Genomic DNA, 16187 nt, shown 5'->3' on the forward strand with positions numbered 1-16187 from the left:
ACAGCCTCACTATGTCTTCCCCGCAGAAATCAAAGGCGCCACTCGCCATCCTCGTCCTTGCAGCCCTCGCCATCGCCGGCTACTTCATCTTTCGTTCCTCGGACGCCGATTCCGACGAAGGCCGTCGCGACCGCACGGCCGCCGTCGCCGTCGCCCCCATCGAACGCCGAGCCATCGAGCTGCGCCGCGTCTTCAGCGGTGCCTTGGAAGCCCACTCCAAGTTCGTAGTCGCTCCCAAAGTCGCTGGCCGCGTGCAAGACATTCCCGTGGACATCTCCGACGAGGTCCATCGCGGCGACGCCGTTGCCATCCTCGACGCCGCCGAGTTCGACCAAGCCGTCCGCCAAGCCGAGGCCGACCTAGCGGTAGCCGAGGCCAACCTCGCCGAGGCCAAGAGCGCGTTGGAAATCACCCTGCGGGCCAACCAGCGAACCACCACCCTGCGCGAACGCGGCATCGCCTCCGAGACCGAGTTCGACAACGTGCAAGCCGAGCTCCTCGCCCGGCAAGCCCAAGTCAAAGTCGCCGAGGCTCAAGTCATCCGAGCCGAATCCGCGCTCGAGTCCGCCCGCATCCGCCTGAGTTACACTCGTATCACCGCCGACTGGTCCGGAGACGAAGATCGTCGCGTCATCGCCGAACGATACGTGGACGAAGGCGAAACCGTCTCCGCCAACGAACCCCTGCTCCTCATCGTCGAGCTCGATCCCATCACCGCCGTCATCTACGTCACCGAGCGCGACTACGGCCTGCTCAAACCGGGCCAGGAAGCCCGCTTCAGCACCGACGCATTCCCCAACCAAACCTTCCTCGGCCAGATCGACCGCATCTCCCCGGTTTTCCGCGAAAACAGCCGCCAAGCCCGCGTCGAGCTTTCCCTAAGCAATCCCGACCATTCGCTCAAGCCGGGCATGTTCGTGCGGGCCAACATCACCTTGGACCGCGTCGAAGACACCACCGTCATCCCTTACGCCGCCCTCACCCGGCGAGGGACCGAAACCGGCGCCTTCGTCATCAACGAAGACTCGAAAACCGTACGGTGGCAACCGGTCAAAACGGGCATCCGCTCCAACGATTCCATCCAGGTCCTCGACGCCGACCTCAGCGGACGCGTAGTGGTCCTCGGCCAGCACCTGCTCGACGACGGGGCAGAAGTCACCATTCCCGAAGACGCAACTCTCCCTGAAGCGCCATGAGCCTCTCCGACCTCAGCGTAAAACGCCCCATTTTCACCACGATGGTCACCCTCATCGTGGTAGTGCTTGGCTCCGTTTCCCTCGCACGACTTAAGATCGACCTCTTCCCGAGCATCGAGCTGCCGACCGTCAGCATCAGCACCAGCTACCCGGGAGCCAGTCCCGAGGTCATGGAAACCCTCGTCACCCAAATCATCGAGGAAATCATCTCCACCGTTCCCGGCGTGGAGGAAGTCACCTCCCAGTCCTCTGAGGGCCGCAGCCGCGTGCGCGTGCGCTTCTCTTGGGGAACCGACATCAACGCCGCCGCCCTCGAACTCCAAGCCACCTTGGAAGACGAGCTGAACGAACTGCCCGACGGCATCGAGCGACCCCGCGTCTCCAAGTTTGACGTGGATTCCTTTCCCGTCGTCATCCTCGGCGTCTCCGGCGACATCGACCCCATCGAGCTGACCGATATCATCAACAACGAGATCCGCTTCCGCTTCTCCCGCGTACCGGGCGTCGCCCAAGTCGACCTCTGGGGCGGCTTCGACCGGGAAATCCGCGTCGAGATCGATCGCCAACGCCTGCAAGCCCTCGGCATCCCCCTCAACCAAATCCTGCAAGCCCTCCGCGATTCCAACTTGGACCGCCCCTCCGGCACTATCCAGGAAGGTCGCTACGAGATCGCCCTGCGAGCTCCCGCCCAGTTCCAAAACCTCGACCAGATCCGCAACACCGTAGTGGACACGCGAGACGGCGCGACCGTTACCCTCGAACAAGTCGCCCTCGTCAAGGACACCTACGAAAAGGAAACCCGCATCGTGCGGGTCAACGGGGTACAAGGCATCCGCGTCGCCATCCGCAAGCAGGACAACGCCAACACGGTTGAGGTTTCCCAAGCCATTCTGGAAGAGATCGAGCGTACCAACAAAGACTATCCGCTCATCAACATCGTTCCCGTCACCAACTCCGGCAACTTCATCGAACGGTCCATCGAAAACGTCTCCCGCTCCGTCCTCTACGGAGGAGGCCTGGCCATACTCGTATTGCTTTTCTTCCTGCGCGACTGGCGCTCCACCCTCGTCATCTCGCTGGCCATCCCCATTTCCATCATCGCCACCTTCGCCCTGCTCTACTTCGGGGGCTTCACCTTGAACATGATGTCGCTCGGCGGACTCGCCCTCGGCGTAGGCATGATGGTCGACTCCTCCATCGTGGTCCTGGAAAACATCTTCCGGCGGCGCGACGAGGAAGGCGAACAACCACGCATCGCCGCCGCCAGCGGAGCGCGCGAGGTGGCCACCGCCATCATCGCCTCCACCATCACCACTCTGGTTATTTTCCTCCCGCTCATCTTCGTGCCCGGCGTGTCCGGCATCCTCTTCCGCGAGCTGGCCTACACCGTCTCCTTCTCCCTTGTCTGCTCCCTCGTGGTGTCTCTCAGCCTGGTCCCCATGCTCTCCGCCAAGCTGCTGCGCGGAAAAATCTCCCGAGAGGAGAAGCGAAACAGCCCTTTCCGCCGCCTTTCCGAAACCTCCGAACGTTGGTTCCAAGCACTGGAAGGTGGATACAAGAACATGCTCAATCGAGCCCTCCGCCACCGCCGCTGGGTTCTCATCGGAGCCGGATCCACCCTGCTGCTCAGCGTACTCCTCGCCCCCATGATCAGCAGCGAGTTCCTGCCCCCGAGCGACGAAGGCGAGGTCGGGGTTTGGATGCGCGCCGAAAATTCCACCCGCCTCGAAATCGTGAATTCTCTCGCCCAAAAGCTGGAGGAGATCGCCATTCCCGCCGTGCCGGAAGCCATCTCGCACGTCACCGACGTCCGAGGCGACGGAGCCGGCATCACTTTCAACCTCGTCCCTGCCAGCCAGCGCGATCGCTCCAACGAAGAGATCGCAGAAGAACTGCGCGACCTGCTCGAGGGCAAAATCCCGGGAGTCCGCGCCGGAGCGTGGGCCCCGCGCGGGCAAAACCTGCTCAACCGCCTGCTCGGAGGCGGCGGACAAGGCATCGAAGTGGAAGTTCGCGGTCCCGACATCCCCACCTTGGAAAAGCTCGCCCTCGACGCCAAAGCCCGCATCGAGCAGCTAGAAGGCGTCACCGACGTGGACACCAGCTTCGACGACGGCGAACCCCGCCAGGAGATTGCTATCGACCGCGACAAGATCGCCGACCTCGGCCTCTCCGCCCGCGACGTCTCCGAAGTCCTGCAAACCGCCATCGCCGGTTCCCGCGCCGGAAACTACCAAACCGAAGGCAACTCCTACCGCATCCTCGTGCAGATGGCCGACGCCGAACACCTCTCTATCGACGAAGTGCTCGACCTCACCCTGCGCACGCCCTCCGGCGAACTGGTTGCCCTGCGCAACCTCGTCACCAACGACTTCGGCCGAGCTCCCTCCAGAATCGAACGCCGCGACCAACAACGCCTCGTCACCCTCGACGCCGAATTCGAAAAACGGGCCCTCGGCGACGTCTCCGCGGAAATCGACGCCGTGCTCAACGAAATCCCCCGTCCCTCCGGCTACGTTTTCCGCATTACCGGATCCTGGGAAGAGCAGCAAAAAACCTTCAACCAACTCATCATCGCCCTCGGCCTCGCCATCATGCTGGTCTACATGGTGCTGGCTTGCCAATACGAGTCCCTGCGAGACCCCACCATCGTGATGGTCGCGGTCCCCATGGCCGCGATCGGCGTCATCCTCACCCTCATCCTTACCGGCACCACCATGAACCTGCAGTCCGGCATCGGCTGCATCATGCTGGGCGGCATCGTGGTCAACAACGCCATCTTGCTCGTCGACCAAGCCAGCCAGCTCCGCCTCGAAGGCACCGGCGCCCGCGATGCCGTGGCGGAAGCGGGGCGCCGCCGCTTGCGCCCCATCCTCATGACGACCTTGACTACCGTGCTCGGCTTGCTTCCGCTGGCCCTCGGAATCGGCGAGGGAGCCGACGCCCAAGCCCCACTCGCCCGGGCCGTAATCGGCGGACTTGTCGGTTCCACCGCTATCACACTCCTCCTCACCCCCATCGTCTATTCCATCGTCCACAGCAAGCGCAGCAGCAGCGACGCTCAATGAAACCCTCCCTCTCCATTTTACTCGCCACCGCATTGCTCAGCGGCTGCGCTTCCGTCTCCCAAACGCCTCCACTCGATCCTGTAAGCGTCACGCCAAGAGACGAGGACCGAAGCGTCACGCCCTACATCGAGTGGAACCCACGCCCTCTTGCCCGCTCCGGCGACCAGCTAACCCTCTCCGTAGAAGAAGCCATCTTCACCGCTCTCGAGCGAAACCGCGAGCTGCGTATCCAAACCCTGGAGCCCGTCAAAGCAGGCGCTTTCGAGCTCATCGAACGCGGCCAGTTCCGCCCCGAGCTCTACGGCGTACTGCAGGCCGGCGAAGAGGAAGTCTCGGAAAATTCCCGAGCCACCGGCGAACAATTCAGCGTTACTGGACGCGATGCTGGCGGCGAAATCGGCATCCGCCAGAGCCTCGCCACCGGCACCGACATCGAGTTGTCCATCGAGCAAGACCGCTCCATTTCCAGCCGTACCCCCGAACAGCAAGAAGCCCGCCTCGGCCTCAGCGTCACCCAGTCCCTGCTGCGCGGCTTCGGTCCCGCCGTTAACCTCGCCTCCATACGTCAGGCTCAACTGGATACGCTCGCCAGCCAATACGAACTTCGCGGATACACCGAAGCCTTCGTAGCAGAAGTCGAGTCCGCCTACTGGCAATACGTGCTCGCTCGCGAAGAAATCGCTATCTTCGAAAGCTCGCTCGAGTTGGCCCGCCGCGAACGCGACGAAATCGAGGGCCGCATCGAAGTCGGCGCCCTCTCCCAAACCGACGGCGCCCTCTCCCGCGGCGAAGTCGCCCGCCGCGAAAGCGCCCTCATCGACGCAAGGGCCTACCTGGACGAGCAACGCTTCCGCCTCGTCCGTCTGCTCAACGCCAACCTAGACGGCTCCCTCGACTTCCAAATCCTGGCCACCAGCCAACCGGACGTCGACCACGAGCCACTGCACGAAATCGAAGCCCGCATCGAGCTCGCCCTCCAAAAACGGCCCGACCTCAACGAAGCCCGGCTCCGACTCGCCCAAGACCGCCTGCAAACCGCCGTCACCAAAAACGGACTACTGCCGCGACTCGACCTTTTCGTTACCCTCGGCAAAACCGGCTACGCGGATACCTTCCTCGACTCCTTCGAAAACATCCAAGAGGACAGCTACGACGTGACCGCCGGCCTGCGCTTCAACCAGTTTCTCGGCAACGCAGCGGCCCGCGGACGCGATATGCTAGCCCGGGCCAATCGAGCCCAAGCAGCCGACGCCGTGCTCAACCACGAGCAAATCGTCCGTCTCGACGTGCGCCTCGCCGCCAACGAAGTCGAGCGGGCTCGCCAACAAATCGAAGCCACCGCCCAAATCCGCATCCACCTCGAGGAAACCGTACAAGGAGAGGTCGAACGCCTAGAAGTCGGCTCCACCACTGCCCTGCAAGTTGCCGAAGCCCGCCGCGACCTGCTCGCCAGCCGTATCCAAGAAGTGGAAGCGCTCATCTCCTATCGCCTCGCATTGATTGACCTTTACCTCGCTGAAGGCAGCCTACTCGAGCGACGCGGCATTTCCCTTTAAACCCCGCGTCCTCTTCATTAACCCGTCCTAAACCCCATCACCACCATGCCCCACAAGCTCCTCCGCAGCTCATTGCTCCCCCTCGCAACCTCATTCCTCTTGCTGCTCTCCTCCTGCGCCGACAGCGAGAAAAGCTTCGTAAGCATCGTCGACCAAGACGGACGCTACGACTTCGCCACCTCGGACGGCAAAACGCTGCTCAGCTACCAACACGCCGTCTACCCCGCCCCCGAAGGCGTCGATCCCGCCTTCGCCCGCAGCGGCTTTATCCATCCCGTGAATACGCTCGCCGGACAACTGCTCACTCGCATCCAGCCCGACGATCACTACCACCACTACGGAATTTGGAACCCCTGGACCCACACCTCTTTCCGAGGCAAGGAAGTCGACTTCTGGAACTTGAAGAAGAAACAAGGCACCGTCCGCTTCGCCGGACTCGAACAGCTCAGCCAAGGCCCAGAGTTCGCCGCCATCACCGTCTTGCACGAACACGTCGCCTTCAACGAGGACGGGAGCGAAACCATCGCCCTGCTGGAAAACCAACGCATCCAAGTGAGCGCCTCCGAGCGCCCAGACCGCTACTACCTGGACATCAGCAGCAGCTACCAGTGCGGAACCGACGAGCCCTTCACCATCGTGGAATACCGCTACGGCGGGATGTGCTGGCGCGGCCCCGCTTCCTGGAACCACGAAAACAGCAGCATCCTCACCTCCGAAGGCATCACTCGCGAAGGCGCCGACGGCAGCCGGGCCCGCTGGGTTCTCGGCCAAGGACCGCTCGACGGCAAAACCGCCGGCATCGCCATTCTGTCCCATCCTAGCAACTACAATTCCCCCACTCCCTTGCGCGTCTGGGAAAAGGCCAACCACTACGGCGAAACCTTCATCAACATGGCTCCCACCAAAACCCAAGATTGGCGGATGGAACCTGGAGAAACCTACACCTTGCGCTACCGCATGATCGTCTATTCGGGCGAAATCACCGCAGCGGCGATCGACGCGGAGTGGGAAACCTTCGCCTCCGAGGCCCCCTAGAGCCAGCGAGAGCAAGCGCTGAGGCAAAAAACCCAGCGCATAAGCCTTTCTTCGCTATCGACTTGAACCTGCGAGTCCCTAAAAAGAAAGCCTAACTCTTGCTCTAGCTCGCTGACTCTTTCGATGAACCTCTTTCCGCGTGGAATAAAGGCCGCCTGCATTTTCGCTTGCCTCATCACAGGCTTGCTCGGGTCGCGAACCCATGCGGAGCCGATCGAGCAAGATACCGTGGAGGCCGCCATGACACTCCAGCTGCTCGGCTTCACCGAATGGCCGGACTCCGGCGATAGAGACGACCAGGCCCCTCGAACCATCGGGATCATGAACTCCAGCGCCAGCTACCTCGCCTTCGAGGCCTTGCTCAACGATCCGCGATTCAAGGGCCGTTTCGTCATCGTCCCCGTCAACGGCCAAACCCCAAACGAGGAGCTCTTCCGCTGCGACGTCCTATTCTTCAGCGACCCCGACCCCATCGAAATCCCTCGCCTGCTCAAACGAATCGAAAAGCGCCCCATCGTCCTGATCGGCACCTTCGAGGGATTCCTCGAACAAGGCGGACTCGTTAACCTCGTCAAGAAACAGCGACGCCTCGGATTCGAGGTCCACTTGGACAACTCGAAACGCCACGGCATCGAATTCCGCGCCAAGCTCCTGCGACTCGCCAGCAGGATCGTGCAAGAATGAGCTCCCCCGAATCAGGCAACGTTAGCCCGCTGTTCCGCTACTACCAAAGCCTCTCCATCCGCAAGAAGCTGGTGGCGCTCATCTCCGCGGTCGCAGGATTCGTCACCATCGCATCCATGCTCACCTCCTTCGTCATCGAGCTGACCTCCTTCCGCATGCGCCTGCTCGAGGAGTACGAAAGGACCGCCCGCATGACCGCGAGCAACTTGGAGACATCCATCAGCTTCCGCGACGAGTACGACGCCCACGACATGATCTCCGTCCTCTCCCAGAGAGAGCAGATCGTTTGCGCCGTCGTATACCTGACCGATGGATCCGTGCTCGCCCAGTTCCAGCGACAGGACAGCAACGAGAAACCCACCAGCCTCGTCTCTATGGAGGAGGATACGCGGATCTCCGGAAACTACATCACCGTCAACCAACCCATCTCCCCCAAGGGAACCTTGGACGGCTACCTCGTTTTCAAGGCGGAACTCGGCGAACTGAAAGACTTCATCTTCGCCCGCTGCCTGATCTTCTTTTCCCTCATCGTCGCCTCCCTCGGAACTGCCATCATCCTCGCGAAACAGCTGGGCAGCCACGTCTCGAAGCCCATCATCGAACTCGCGAACACCGCCGAGCGCATTACCAAAGACCACGACTTCTCCACCCGCCAACCACGCCTGAGCGAAGACGAAACCGGACAGCTAGTCGACGCCTTCAACGAAATGATGGCGGAAATCGAAAACCGCTCCGACGAGCTCGTGCAGGCTCGCGACAAGGCCGAGGCCTCCAGCAAAGCGAAAGACGACTTCCTCTCCGTCATCAGCCACGAGCTGCGCACACCGCTAAATCCAATTATTGGATACGTTGAAATCTTGCTCCGCAAAGCGAAAGAAGCGGAAGACCGCAAGCAACTGGGCCTAGTGCGCCAGTACGCCGAGCACCTACAAAGCCTCATCGACCGGGTCATCGACTACAGCCGCTTCGAGCGCGGCGCCGTCAGCCTTAACCTCGACCCCGTCAACTACCAGCGCCTCTGCCAAAACGTGGTAAACCTCATGCAGCAGCAAGCGGACGAGAAAGGCATCGCCCTAAGCTACTCCCACACCTTCGAAAACGAGGAGATCCAGAAATACACAACGATCTCCACCGATAGGGTTAAGCTGCAGCAGGTCCTGCTCAACCTCGTGGCCAACGCCCTTAAGTTTACGAACAACGGTAGCATAGAAATCCGCAGCCACTTGCGACCCTGCGACCAGCAACAAGCATGCCTGCGTATCGAAGTTCAGGATACTGGAATCGGCATCGATGAAGCGAACCGAGAACATGTTTTCCGCCCCTTCTCGCAAATCGACGTCAGCCTCACCCGACAGTACAGTGGAATGGGCCTCGGGCTCGCGATCACGCAAAAGATCGTCAACGCAATGGGTGGCCGAATCGACTTCGAGAGCAAACAGTCGGTGGGCTCCACCTTCTGGCTGGAAATTCCCGTGACCTTCACCGAGGGCAACGAGCCAGATCCGGAGTCCGCAGAGGGGCTCAAGACCATCGACTCCAAGCAATCCTGCAAAGTGCTCCTCGTGGACGACCAAGCGGTGAACCTCGAACTCGGCGAATTCATGCTCAGCAACAGCGGTCACCAGGTCACCTGCGCCCGCAGCGGAGAGGAAGCCATCGAACTGGCCCGAAAGCAGCGATTCGACCTGATCATTCTCGACATCAAAATGCCCAAGATGAACGGCTACGAAACCGCTCGAGCCTTGCGCAAGCAAGAGCCAGCAGGACAACGTACCCCCATCATCGCCATGACCGCCCACGTCAACTCGCGCGGCATCGAGCAATGCACCGAGGCGGGAATGGACGACTCCCTGCCCAAGCCATTCAACACAGATCGACTCAACGAAATCATCCGCAAGTGGCTCGCTTAGGCAGCGCTTTTCTTCTCAGACGCCGCCGCAAAAGCGCTCCCCATTTCATCGGTACCCTCATCAAAACGGCCGTCCGCGGGTAGGGAGCATGCGACACTCGCGCCTTGCGAGGACACGCGCTTGTCACGCGCCACCCAGCGTCACCCAAAAACGAAAGGAGCCCCTAAAAGCGTATCCCAGCCTTAATCGTCAACCCACGCCCCGGACCGATATGCCCTCGGTTTAGCAACAGCCCGTTGATCGGATTGCTCGGGTAACGAATCTCCGTGTCGAAGACATTGTTGAGGTGGAAATTCAAATAGAGTTTTTCCCAAACCTGCTCCCAACGAAGGTTGAAATCCATCACCACGTAGCTGTCTACCGGATCGCCAAAGTAGCCATCTTCGAACATCGGGGTCGCCTCTTCATCCACGTTGTAGAAAGACAGCATGTCATCCACATAGCGGCCGAGGACAGCAGCCGAGAAGTCGCCGCGCTTGTAGGACAGCTTGGCATGGCCGAGAAAATCCGGGGAGTAGCTCAAACGCCCCTCTGGAGTCTCCATCGACTCGGAGTGCTGCATCGTCACACCAAACTCGGCCCGCAGCCCCTCGGAAAAATCCTTGATCAACAAGACTTCCACCCCATCTGTATCCACTTTTCCACCACGCAGCAGGTCGGTATCGACCAAGCCCGACGGCTCGATTTCCAAGGCTTCGATCAGGAGATCGCTCAGCGAGTTGTGGAAGAGGCTGGCGCTGAGGTGGAGATTCTCCGAGGACCAGCTGTAGTTGATCTCGCTGGTGCGCGAGCGCTCGGACTCGAAACTCGGGTCGCTGAAATTCGGAATCTTCGTTGCGTCGCCAACCATAAACTTGAGCACTTGGGACTCGCTCGGCTGGTAGATGAGCGACACGCGCGGCGTACCGTTTTCAAAACCGCCCTTCGCGCCGCTTGGCAAAGGCGTTCCGGTGTCCACCGGCTCGTTGATGTAAACGAAGCGATCGAATCCGCTCATTTTCTCGATGCGGTACCCTGCCACCAAACTCCACGGCTCGCTCAACTGGTAGCTCACCTGCCCAAAGAGCGATCGGATATCCCGATCGTCGACCACCACCGATTCGTGAAGCAAACCCACCGCCGGCACGTGCGTGTACTCGTAGAAATTCTGCATCCGCTGCAGGTTCACCCCTCCCAGGATGCGCAAGTCGTCGGAGGGCGAGTAGGTGAGCAAGGACTCCAGCTCCCAGTTGTCGAAGTCACGCGTGTTGACGCCCACGAAACCGGGAAACAGCGCGTCGTAGTTTTCCGCGCTGTAGAAAGAGGTATAGGTCAGGCGCGTATCCAAGCTGAAGGCGTCCCCCAGCGGCACATCCACGCCCGCCGATATGCGGGCTTCCTCGCTAGAGCGACGGTTTCCCTCGTCCACCGCAGGCAAGCCAGAATAAGACTCCACCTCCGCATCGTTCAGGCCTAGCTCGAAGTAGAATTGTTTCCAAGCCGCGGAGAGCTGGAAGTACTCAGACCGCTGCTCCAGACGCCCCGCCAAGGAGGTATTGTCCGGAGTCACCCCGTAACTGGAAAGCCAATCCCTGCGATCCTCCCCCACCAGCTCCAGGAGGTCATGATCGTAGCCGTCGGTCTCCGAATAGCCCGCATTAACGATCACATGGTGGTCCTCGCCAAACTCAGACCAACGCCCCGCCGCCCGAGTCGTGCCGCGGGCTCCATAGGAAACGCTGAACTGGTCGTCGCTGTAAGATCCGTTGGTAATGATATTGATGGCTCCGAAAAAGGCTCCGTTGCCATAGATCACGCTGTTCGGACCTCGCGAGACCTCGATCCGGTCGATCGCCTCCACCGGCACTCCCAAGCCTTCCATGCGAGTCGCGAACAAATCCTGCCGCATCTGCGGCACGCCGTTCACCAGAATCGCCACGCTGCTGTTTTGCATGCGCCCATTCCAGTAACCTCGGATGCCGAAATTGCCGCTTACCCCCGTATAGTTGTCGATGTTGTAGAAACCGGGGACGTTCTCGAACACCTCCGTCAAAGTCGTGTACCCGAAGGTTTCGATGTCCTCCCGGCCTATCAGGTAAACGCTGGCAGGCGTATCCCGAATCGCCTCCGGGACCTTGCCCGGGGTCGTGACCTCCACCTTCATCAACTCGTCCAACGAAAGCGAAGCCACGTCCAAGCCCTCTCCCCAAAGCAAGCCGCTTCCGCTCAAGCCCAAGAGAGCGACGAGCCGCATCTTCGAAAACGTGCTTGGAGAGCTGACAATCATTCAGGAATGGAAGGGAGGATCGTGTAAGAGAAACGGCGAAACAACATCAGAACCAAAGCTGAAACCTTTTCAAGACCCAGCTACGATCCTGCAGTTGATGACTAAGTATCAGACGCGCCCGCGTCCAATGTTAACGCGCAGGAAACGCCTCCGACGGCCTTCGCCACCCGCACAAGCCTAGCCACTAACCAAAAATTGCAACCTAATTAAGTATAAACCCTCAGTTTTTATCCCAGAATTCGCCTCAGCTCGCCCTCCGGAAAACTCGACAGGCCAAGCCGCCTCGCCTATGCAAGGAGGCTGAGCTTTCTCCTAAATCCAACCCAAGACTGAAATGCTACCCATCGTCCTCATCCACGGCTACTCCTCCGAAGGTTCCGACAACACCGCCCAAGACATCTACGGTACCTTGCCGGCAGACCTCCGCGAGGAGTTCGGGGCGGAAACCCTCGACATCAACCTCTCCCGCTGGATCTCCCTCAGCGACGGGGTCGCCTTGGACGATGTCAGCTTCGCCATGGAACGCGCCCTCGCAGCCCACGCCGACACCCTGTCGGATGGCTTCCACGTCGTCATCCACAGCACCGGAGCCCTCGTGGTCAGAAACTGGATCAAGCGCTTCAGCCCCAAGCCCTGCCCCATCCAAAACCTCGTCCACCTCGCCGGAGCCAACTTCGGCAGCGGACTCGCCCACATCGGCCGCGGACAGCTCGCCCGCTGGGCCCGTTTCTTCCAAGGCACCGGACGCGGCGTCAAAGTCCTCGACGAGCTTGAATTCGGAGCGACCAAGACCCTCGACCTGCACAGCCACTTCACCGAAACTGGCAACGACATGTACAAGGACTACCAAGTCCAGGAATACTGCATCATCGGCTCCCAGACCCTCTCCGCCATGCGACACATCCCCGTGCGCTACATCAAGGAAGACTCCTCCGACAACACCGTACGCACCTCCGCCGGAAACCTGAACTACAACTTCCTGCGCGTCTCCCCAACCGACGCCGCCTACTCCCTCAGCGTCGACGATCTCCAATCCCTCATCCAGCAACGGCAAGACGACGAGATCCTCGACACCAGCGACATCTACCGCTTCGACCTGAGCGACGTCGCCTCCGAACGCCAAGCCGTCCCCTTCGCCATCGCCTACGAAACCGCCCACTTCGGCGACGAGATCGGCATCGTCACCGGCTCCGAAAACCGCGACCAAATCGTCCCCCTCGTCAAACGCGCCATCGCCACACCGTATTCCCAAACCAACTACGCAGCAGCCGTACTCGCCTTCGAGGCAGCCCGGCAGAAGACCTTCCAGCGAGCCGCCAAGCTTCGCTCCAGCCCGCTCGAGTGGAACAAGCAAAGCCAGTACGAAGGGCACGCCCAACTCATCTTCCGCCTGCGAGACCAGTTCGGCGCCCCCGTCGAAGATTTCGACATCACCATCAAGTCCACTCCGCAAAATACCTCCAAGAACAAGCTGGAGCACATGATCGAGGACAAGCACCTCAACAAGAAAACCAAAGGCATCATCACCTTCTACCTGCGCACCCAGAGCTTCAACAAGCGCTCCAAGAAATGGAACGAGCTGCTCGACAAAGTTACCACCGTGCACCTCGAAATCACCGCTCACGAAGACAAGTCAGACGACATCGCCTTCGCGCCGCTCAGCATCAAGCTCACCCCGAGCAAGATCCAAGCCCTCATCCAAAGCTTCCGCACCACCATCGTGGACGTCACCCTCCTGCGCCTCCCCACCACCAAGGTCTTCGAGCTCAGCAAGTAGAGCCTCGAAAAGTGTGAGCCGCAGGCGACAAATCCCCTACAACCTGACCTTGTTCGCCTTCACGCCGCGGCGGCCCGGCAAGTAGCTGGAGGCGGCATACACCAGCCCCAAGCCGAGCGTCAGGACCGCGTAGGTTTGCCAGTCGAACGGCTCCACCTCGTAAAGCCAAGCCGACAAGAGCCGACTCGCCTGGGACGCCAGCAAGACGCCCAAGCCCAATCCTACCGCTGCCAACCTCAAGTCTTGCCCCACATGCTCGGCAACCACTCGCCCTTCCGTGGCGCCGACCGCCATACGGATCGCAAACTCCCGCAAGCGCTGGGAAACCCGAAACGACGAGGCTCCATACACTCCGACGGCGCTCAAGACGAGGGCCACCAATCCCAAGCCCATGCACAACCACAACAGTCCCCTTCGTCCCGACAAGGACTGCGCGATAACCGCATCCAAACTTCCACTACGATAAAGCGGCATCCCCGCGTCCATGCGACTGACCTCGCTGCCTAGCAGCTTCAAGGCTGCGATTTCGCTTCCCTGCGTTTTCACGAAAACGCTAAACTCGTCCACCCAGCTTCCCTTGAGAGGCAGGTAAAGCATCGGCATTCCATCGTCGCCATCCAAAGCGGTCTGCTTAACCGATTCCACAACCCCTACCACAACTAGCCAATTGTTCTGGTTTCGCGGACGCCGCCCCAAATTCAACCGCTTCCCGAGCGCGCTTTGCCCCGGATACAGCAAACGGGCAAAACGCTCGTCCACCAAGACCGGCGTTTGCCACCCGAAGGAATCGGTATCCAAAAAACCACGACCTTCCAGCAAAGAAATCCCGAGCGTTTTCAAGTGCCCATCCGAAACGTAGCTCACAAAGGTTCGCTGAGGCTTTTCGCCATCCGCAGCATCGCGCTTCACTACTAACTGGTCGGGAAAACCGAATGTAGGAATCGTTGAAGAAAGAGAAACAGACTCCACTTCCACACTCGCCTCCAGCCTTTGCAAAAGTTGCGCCTTGAAGGCTTCTTTCCGCTCGCCTTCTTCGTATTTCATATCCGTGAGATGAATACGCCCTGTAACCACTCCATTCGTCTCAAACCCGTAATCCTGATTCGTCACCAAATAGAAGCTCTTCACCAACAGGCCACCCCCAATCAAGAGAGCTAAAGTGAAGGCCGTTTGCCAAACCGCCAAGCCTGAGCCCAAAACCTTGGCCCTTCGGCCCGGCGTAGTTTGCTGCCCCGAGCGAGCGTTCTCCGCCTGCTTCGAAGCCGCGACCGCTCGCTGGCCGACCAAGGCGCCGAGAGCCAACATGCATACGAAAGCTAAACCTGCCCCATAGGCTACGGCTTCCACTCCGAGAGACACCGTTCCGCTTTCGCGAAACAATTCGCTCGAATACCCAGCTAGGAATTGAATACCCGCCATCGCAATTCCCAATGCCGCCAGCCACGACAAGCCCACCAGCAAAACCGTTTCCGCCACACATTGACGCACCAACCGTCCACCACGAGCGCCCAACACCCGACGCATCCAGTACTCCTCGCTCCGGGCATTCGCTTGAGCAAGCAAGAGGTTCGCCACGTTCACGCACCCGATGAGCAACACGAGCAAGGCCCCCGCATTGAGCAACAACAAGCGCGAACTCGCCCAACTTGAGCGAACCTCCTGCACCGGAACCACCTCCCAAACAAGCCGCTCCCAGTCGTTGCTTTCTCGATACAAGGAACTCGCCCGTTCCTGAAACTGCCTTTCTAGACTCACCAGCCTCGACGCCGCCTTTTCAACGCTGACCCCATCCGCCAAACGCGCCCAGACCACCCCCGCGCTCTCGCTGCGAAGGCCTTCGTCAAACGGATCCGCCAAGGCTGCCGCGCGATCGACCTTGAGGAACAGTGAAACCTCGGGCACCACCCGCTCCGCTTCCTCCGGAGCGATTCCTAAGATCCGGTAAGGCCGTCCATCAACTTGCACCACCTTGCCTAAAACCGATTCGTCAGCGGCGTAAGCCGACTCCCAAAGCGATCGAGCCAACCACGCGGAACCGTCGGGGGTGGCCGCCCCCAAAGCCTCTCCCCGCTCTACCGACACCCCCAAGGTTTGAAAAAAGGTGTCGCTCACCCGGAGGGCATTTCCGCGAAAGCCATTTCCTCCAATCTGCAAGTTGGACCACTTCCCACCGAAAAATGCTACCTGCTCAAAGAGGTCTCCCTGGGCCGCGTATTCGTTCTTCAACGACAGGTTTCCACCTCTCTTGCTCGAGCCATCGCCCCCTTCGCTCCGGTAAATCTCCACTAGCCGATCCGGCTCCTTGAACGGCAAGTCCCGCAAAACCATTTCTTGCAAGCTCGCGAAAAACGCCATGTTGGCGCCCAAGCACAAGGCCAACGTCACCAGCACGCTGGCCGCAAAGCCTGGACGGCGACCCAGCATACGCATTCCAAAGCACAGGTCTCGCCAACAGTCCCCAAACCAAGCCCACCCCAGTTCCTCGCGCAGTTCTTCCCGCACCGCGTTTCCGTTGCCAAAAGCGAGAACTGCCCGCCGCCGGGCGACCTGCGGATCCATCCCCTCCGCCACGTACTTTTCCGTTTCCATCTCGATATGGAAACGCATCTCCTCCTCGAAATCCCCCCGCGTCGCGCGATTCATCAGCGCCCCCCGCAACCGACGCATCCACTTTGCCGCAAAACTCATCAAACCG

9 protein-coding genes are annotated in these 16187 nt (G+C 60.2%); 7 read left to right on the forward strand and 2 right to left on the reverse strand.

Translation table 11 applies throughout. The features are described from left to right. The first annotated feature begins 11 nt into the window (after nt 1–11). From IEN85_RS15015 to IEN85_RS15040, 6 genes are all read left to right on the forward strand, one after another. On the forward strand, nt 12–1196 hold the full coding sequence (locus IEN85_RS15015) for an efflux RND transporter periplasmic adaptor subunit (RefSeq protein ID WP_191617918.1): 1185 nt from the start codon (nt 12–14) through the stop codon (nt 1194–1196). After that, nucleotides 1193–4264, forward strand: a complete 3072-nt coding sequence (locus IEN85_RS15020) for an efflux RND transporter permease subunit (protein WP_191617919.1) — start codon at nt 1193–1195, stop codon at nt 4262–4264. Before IEN85_RS15015 ends, IEN85_RS15020 begins: the two co-directional genes overlap by 4 nt. Then, nucleotides 4261–5820, forward strand: a complete 1560-nt coding sequence (locus IEN85_RS15025) for a TolC family protein (RefSeq protein ID WP_191617920.1) — start codon at nt 4261–4263, stop codon at nt 5818–5820. Before IEN85_RS15020 ends, IEN85_RS15025 begins: the two co-directional genes overlap by 4 nt. A gap of 45 nt (nt 5821–5865) precedes the next feature. Next, complete coding sequence (locus IEN85_RS15030; protein WP_191617921.1) at nt 5866–6855, forward strand: DUF6807 domain-containing protein; 990 nt, start codon at nt 5866–5868, stop codon at nt 6853–6855. Between the two features lie 123 nt (nt 6856–6978). Further along, the gene (locus IEN85_RS15035) at nt 6979–7539 is read left to right on the forward strand and encodes a YfiR family protein (RefSeq protein ID WP_191617922.1); all 561 of its coding nucleotides are present in this window, start codon (nt 6979–6981) and stop codon (nt 7537–7539) included. Next, the gene (locus IEN85_RS15040) at nt 7536–9449 is read left to right on the forward strand and encodes a response regulator (RefSeq protein WP_191617923.1); all 1914 of its coding nucleotides are present in this window, start codon (nt 7536–7538) and stop codon (nt 9447–9449) included. The genes IEN85_RS15035 and IEN85_RS15040 overlap by 4 nt, the downstream gene beginning before the upstream one ends. A 163-nt stretch (nt 9450–9612) precedes the next feature. Here IEN85_RS15040 and IEN85_RS24460 read toward each other — a convergent pair whose 3' ends face one another. Then, the gene (locus IEN85_RS24460) at nt 9613–11715 is read right to left on the reverse strand and encodes a TonB-dependent receptor plug domain-containing protein (RefSeq protein WP_191617924.1); all 2103 of its coding nucleotides are present in this window, start codon (nt 11713–11715) and stop codon (nt 9613–9615) included. A gap of 334 nt (nt 11716–12049) precedes the next feature. On the opposite strand from IEN85_RS24460, the gene IEN85_RS15050 reads away from it, so the two are divergent. Further along, nucleotides 12050–13492, forward strand: coding sequence for an esterase/lipase family protein (locus IEN85_RS15050; RefSeq protein ID WP_191617925.1), 1443 nt, complete (start codon nt 12050–12052; stop codon nt 13490–13492). Nucleotides 13493–13528: 36 nt separating this feature from the next. On the opposite strand, the gene IEN85_RS15055 is transcribed toward IEN85_RS15050, so the two are convergent. Further along, complete coding sequence (locus IEN85_RS15055; protein WP_191617926.1) at nt 13529–16180, reverse strand: ABC transporter permease; 2652 nt, start codon at nt 16178–16180, stop codon at nt 13529–13531. Nucleotides 16181–16187: the final 7 nt, after the last annotated feature.

This window comes from Pelagicoccus enzymogenes (assembly GCF_014803405.1).
Lineage (GTDB): Bacteria > Verrucomicrobiota > Verrucomicrobiia > Opitutales > Opitutaceae > Pelagicoccus > Pelagicoccus enzymogenes.

Excerpts from the sequence above, each read along its gene's own strand:
- IEN85_RS15015 (WP_191617918.1), top strand. The coding sequence starts at position 12 with ATGTCTTCCCCGCAGAAATCAAAGGCGCCACTCGCCATCCTCGTCCTT.
- IEN85_RS15020 (WP_191617919.1), top strand. The coding sequence starts at position 1,193 with ATGAGCCTCTCCGACCTCAGCGTAAAACGCCCCATTTTCACCACGATG.
- IEN85_RS15025 (WP_191617920.1), top strand. The coding sequence starts at position 4,261 with ATGAAACCCTCCCTCTCCATTTTACTCGCCACCGCATTGCTCAGCGGC.
- IEN85_RS15030 (WP_191617921.1), top strand. The coding sequence starts at position 5,866 with ATGCCCCACAAGCTCCTCCGCAGCTCATTGCTCCCCCTCGCAACCTCA.
- IEN85_RS15035 (WP_191617922.1), top strand. The coding sequence starts at position 6,979 with ATGAACCTCTTTCCGCGTGGAATAAAGGCCGCCTGCATTTTCGCTTGC.
- IEN85_RS15040 (WP_191617923.1), top strand. The coding sequence starts at position 7,536 with ATGAGCTCCCCCGAATCAGGCAACGTTAGCCCGCTGTTCCGCTACTAC.
- IEN85_RS24460 (WP_191617924.1), bottom strand. The coding sequence starts at position 11,715 with ATGATTGTCAGCTCTCCAAGCACGTTTTCGAAGATGCGGCTCGTCGCT.
- IEN85_RS15050 (WP_191617925.1), top strand. The coding sequence starts at position 12,050 with ATGCTACCCATCGTCCTCATCCACGGCTACTCCTCCGAAGGTTCCGAC.
- IEN85_RS15055 (WP_191617926.1), bottom strand. The coding sequence starts at position 16,180 with ATGAGTTTTGCGGCAAAGTGGATGCGTCGGTTGCGGGGGGCGCTGATG.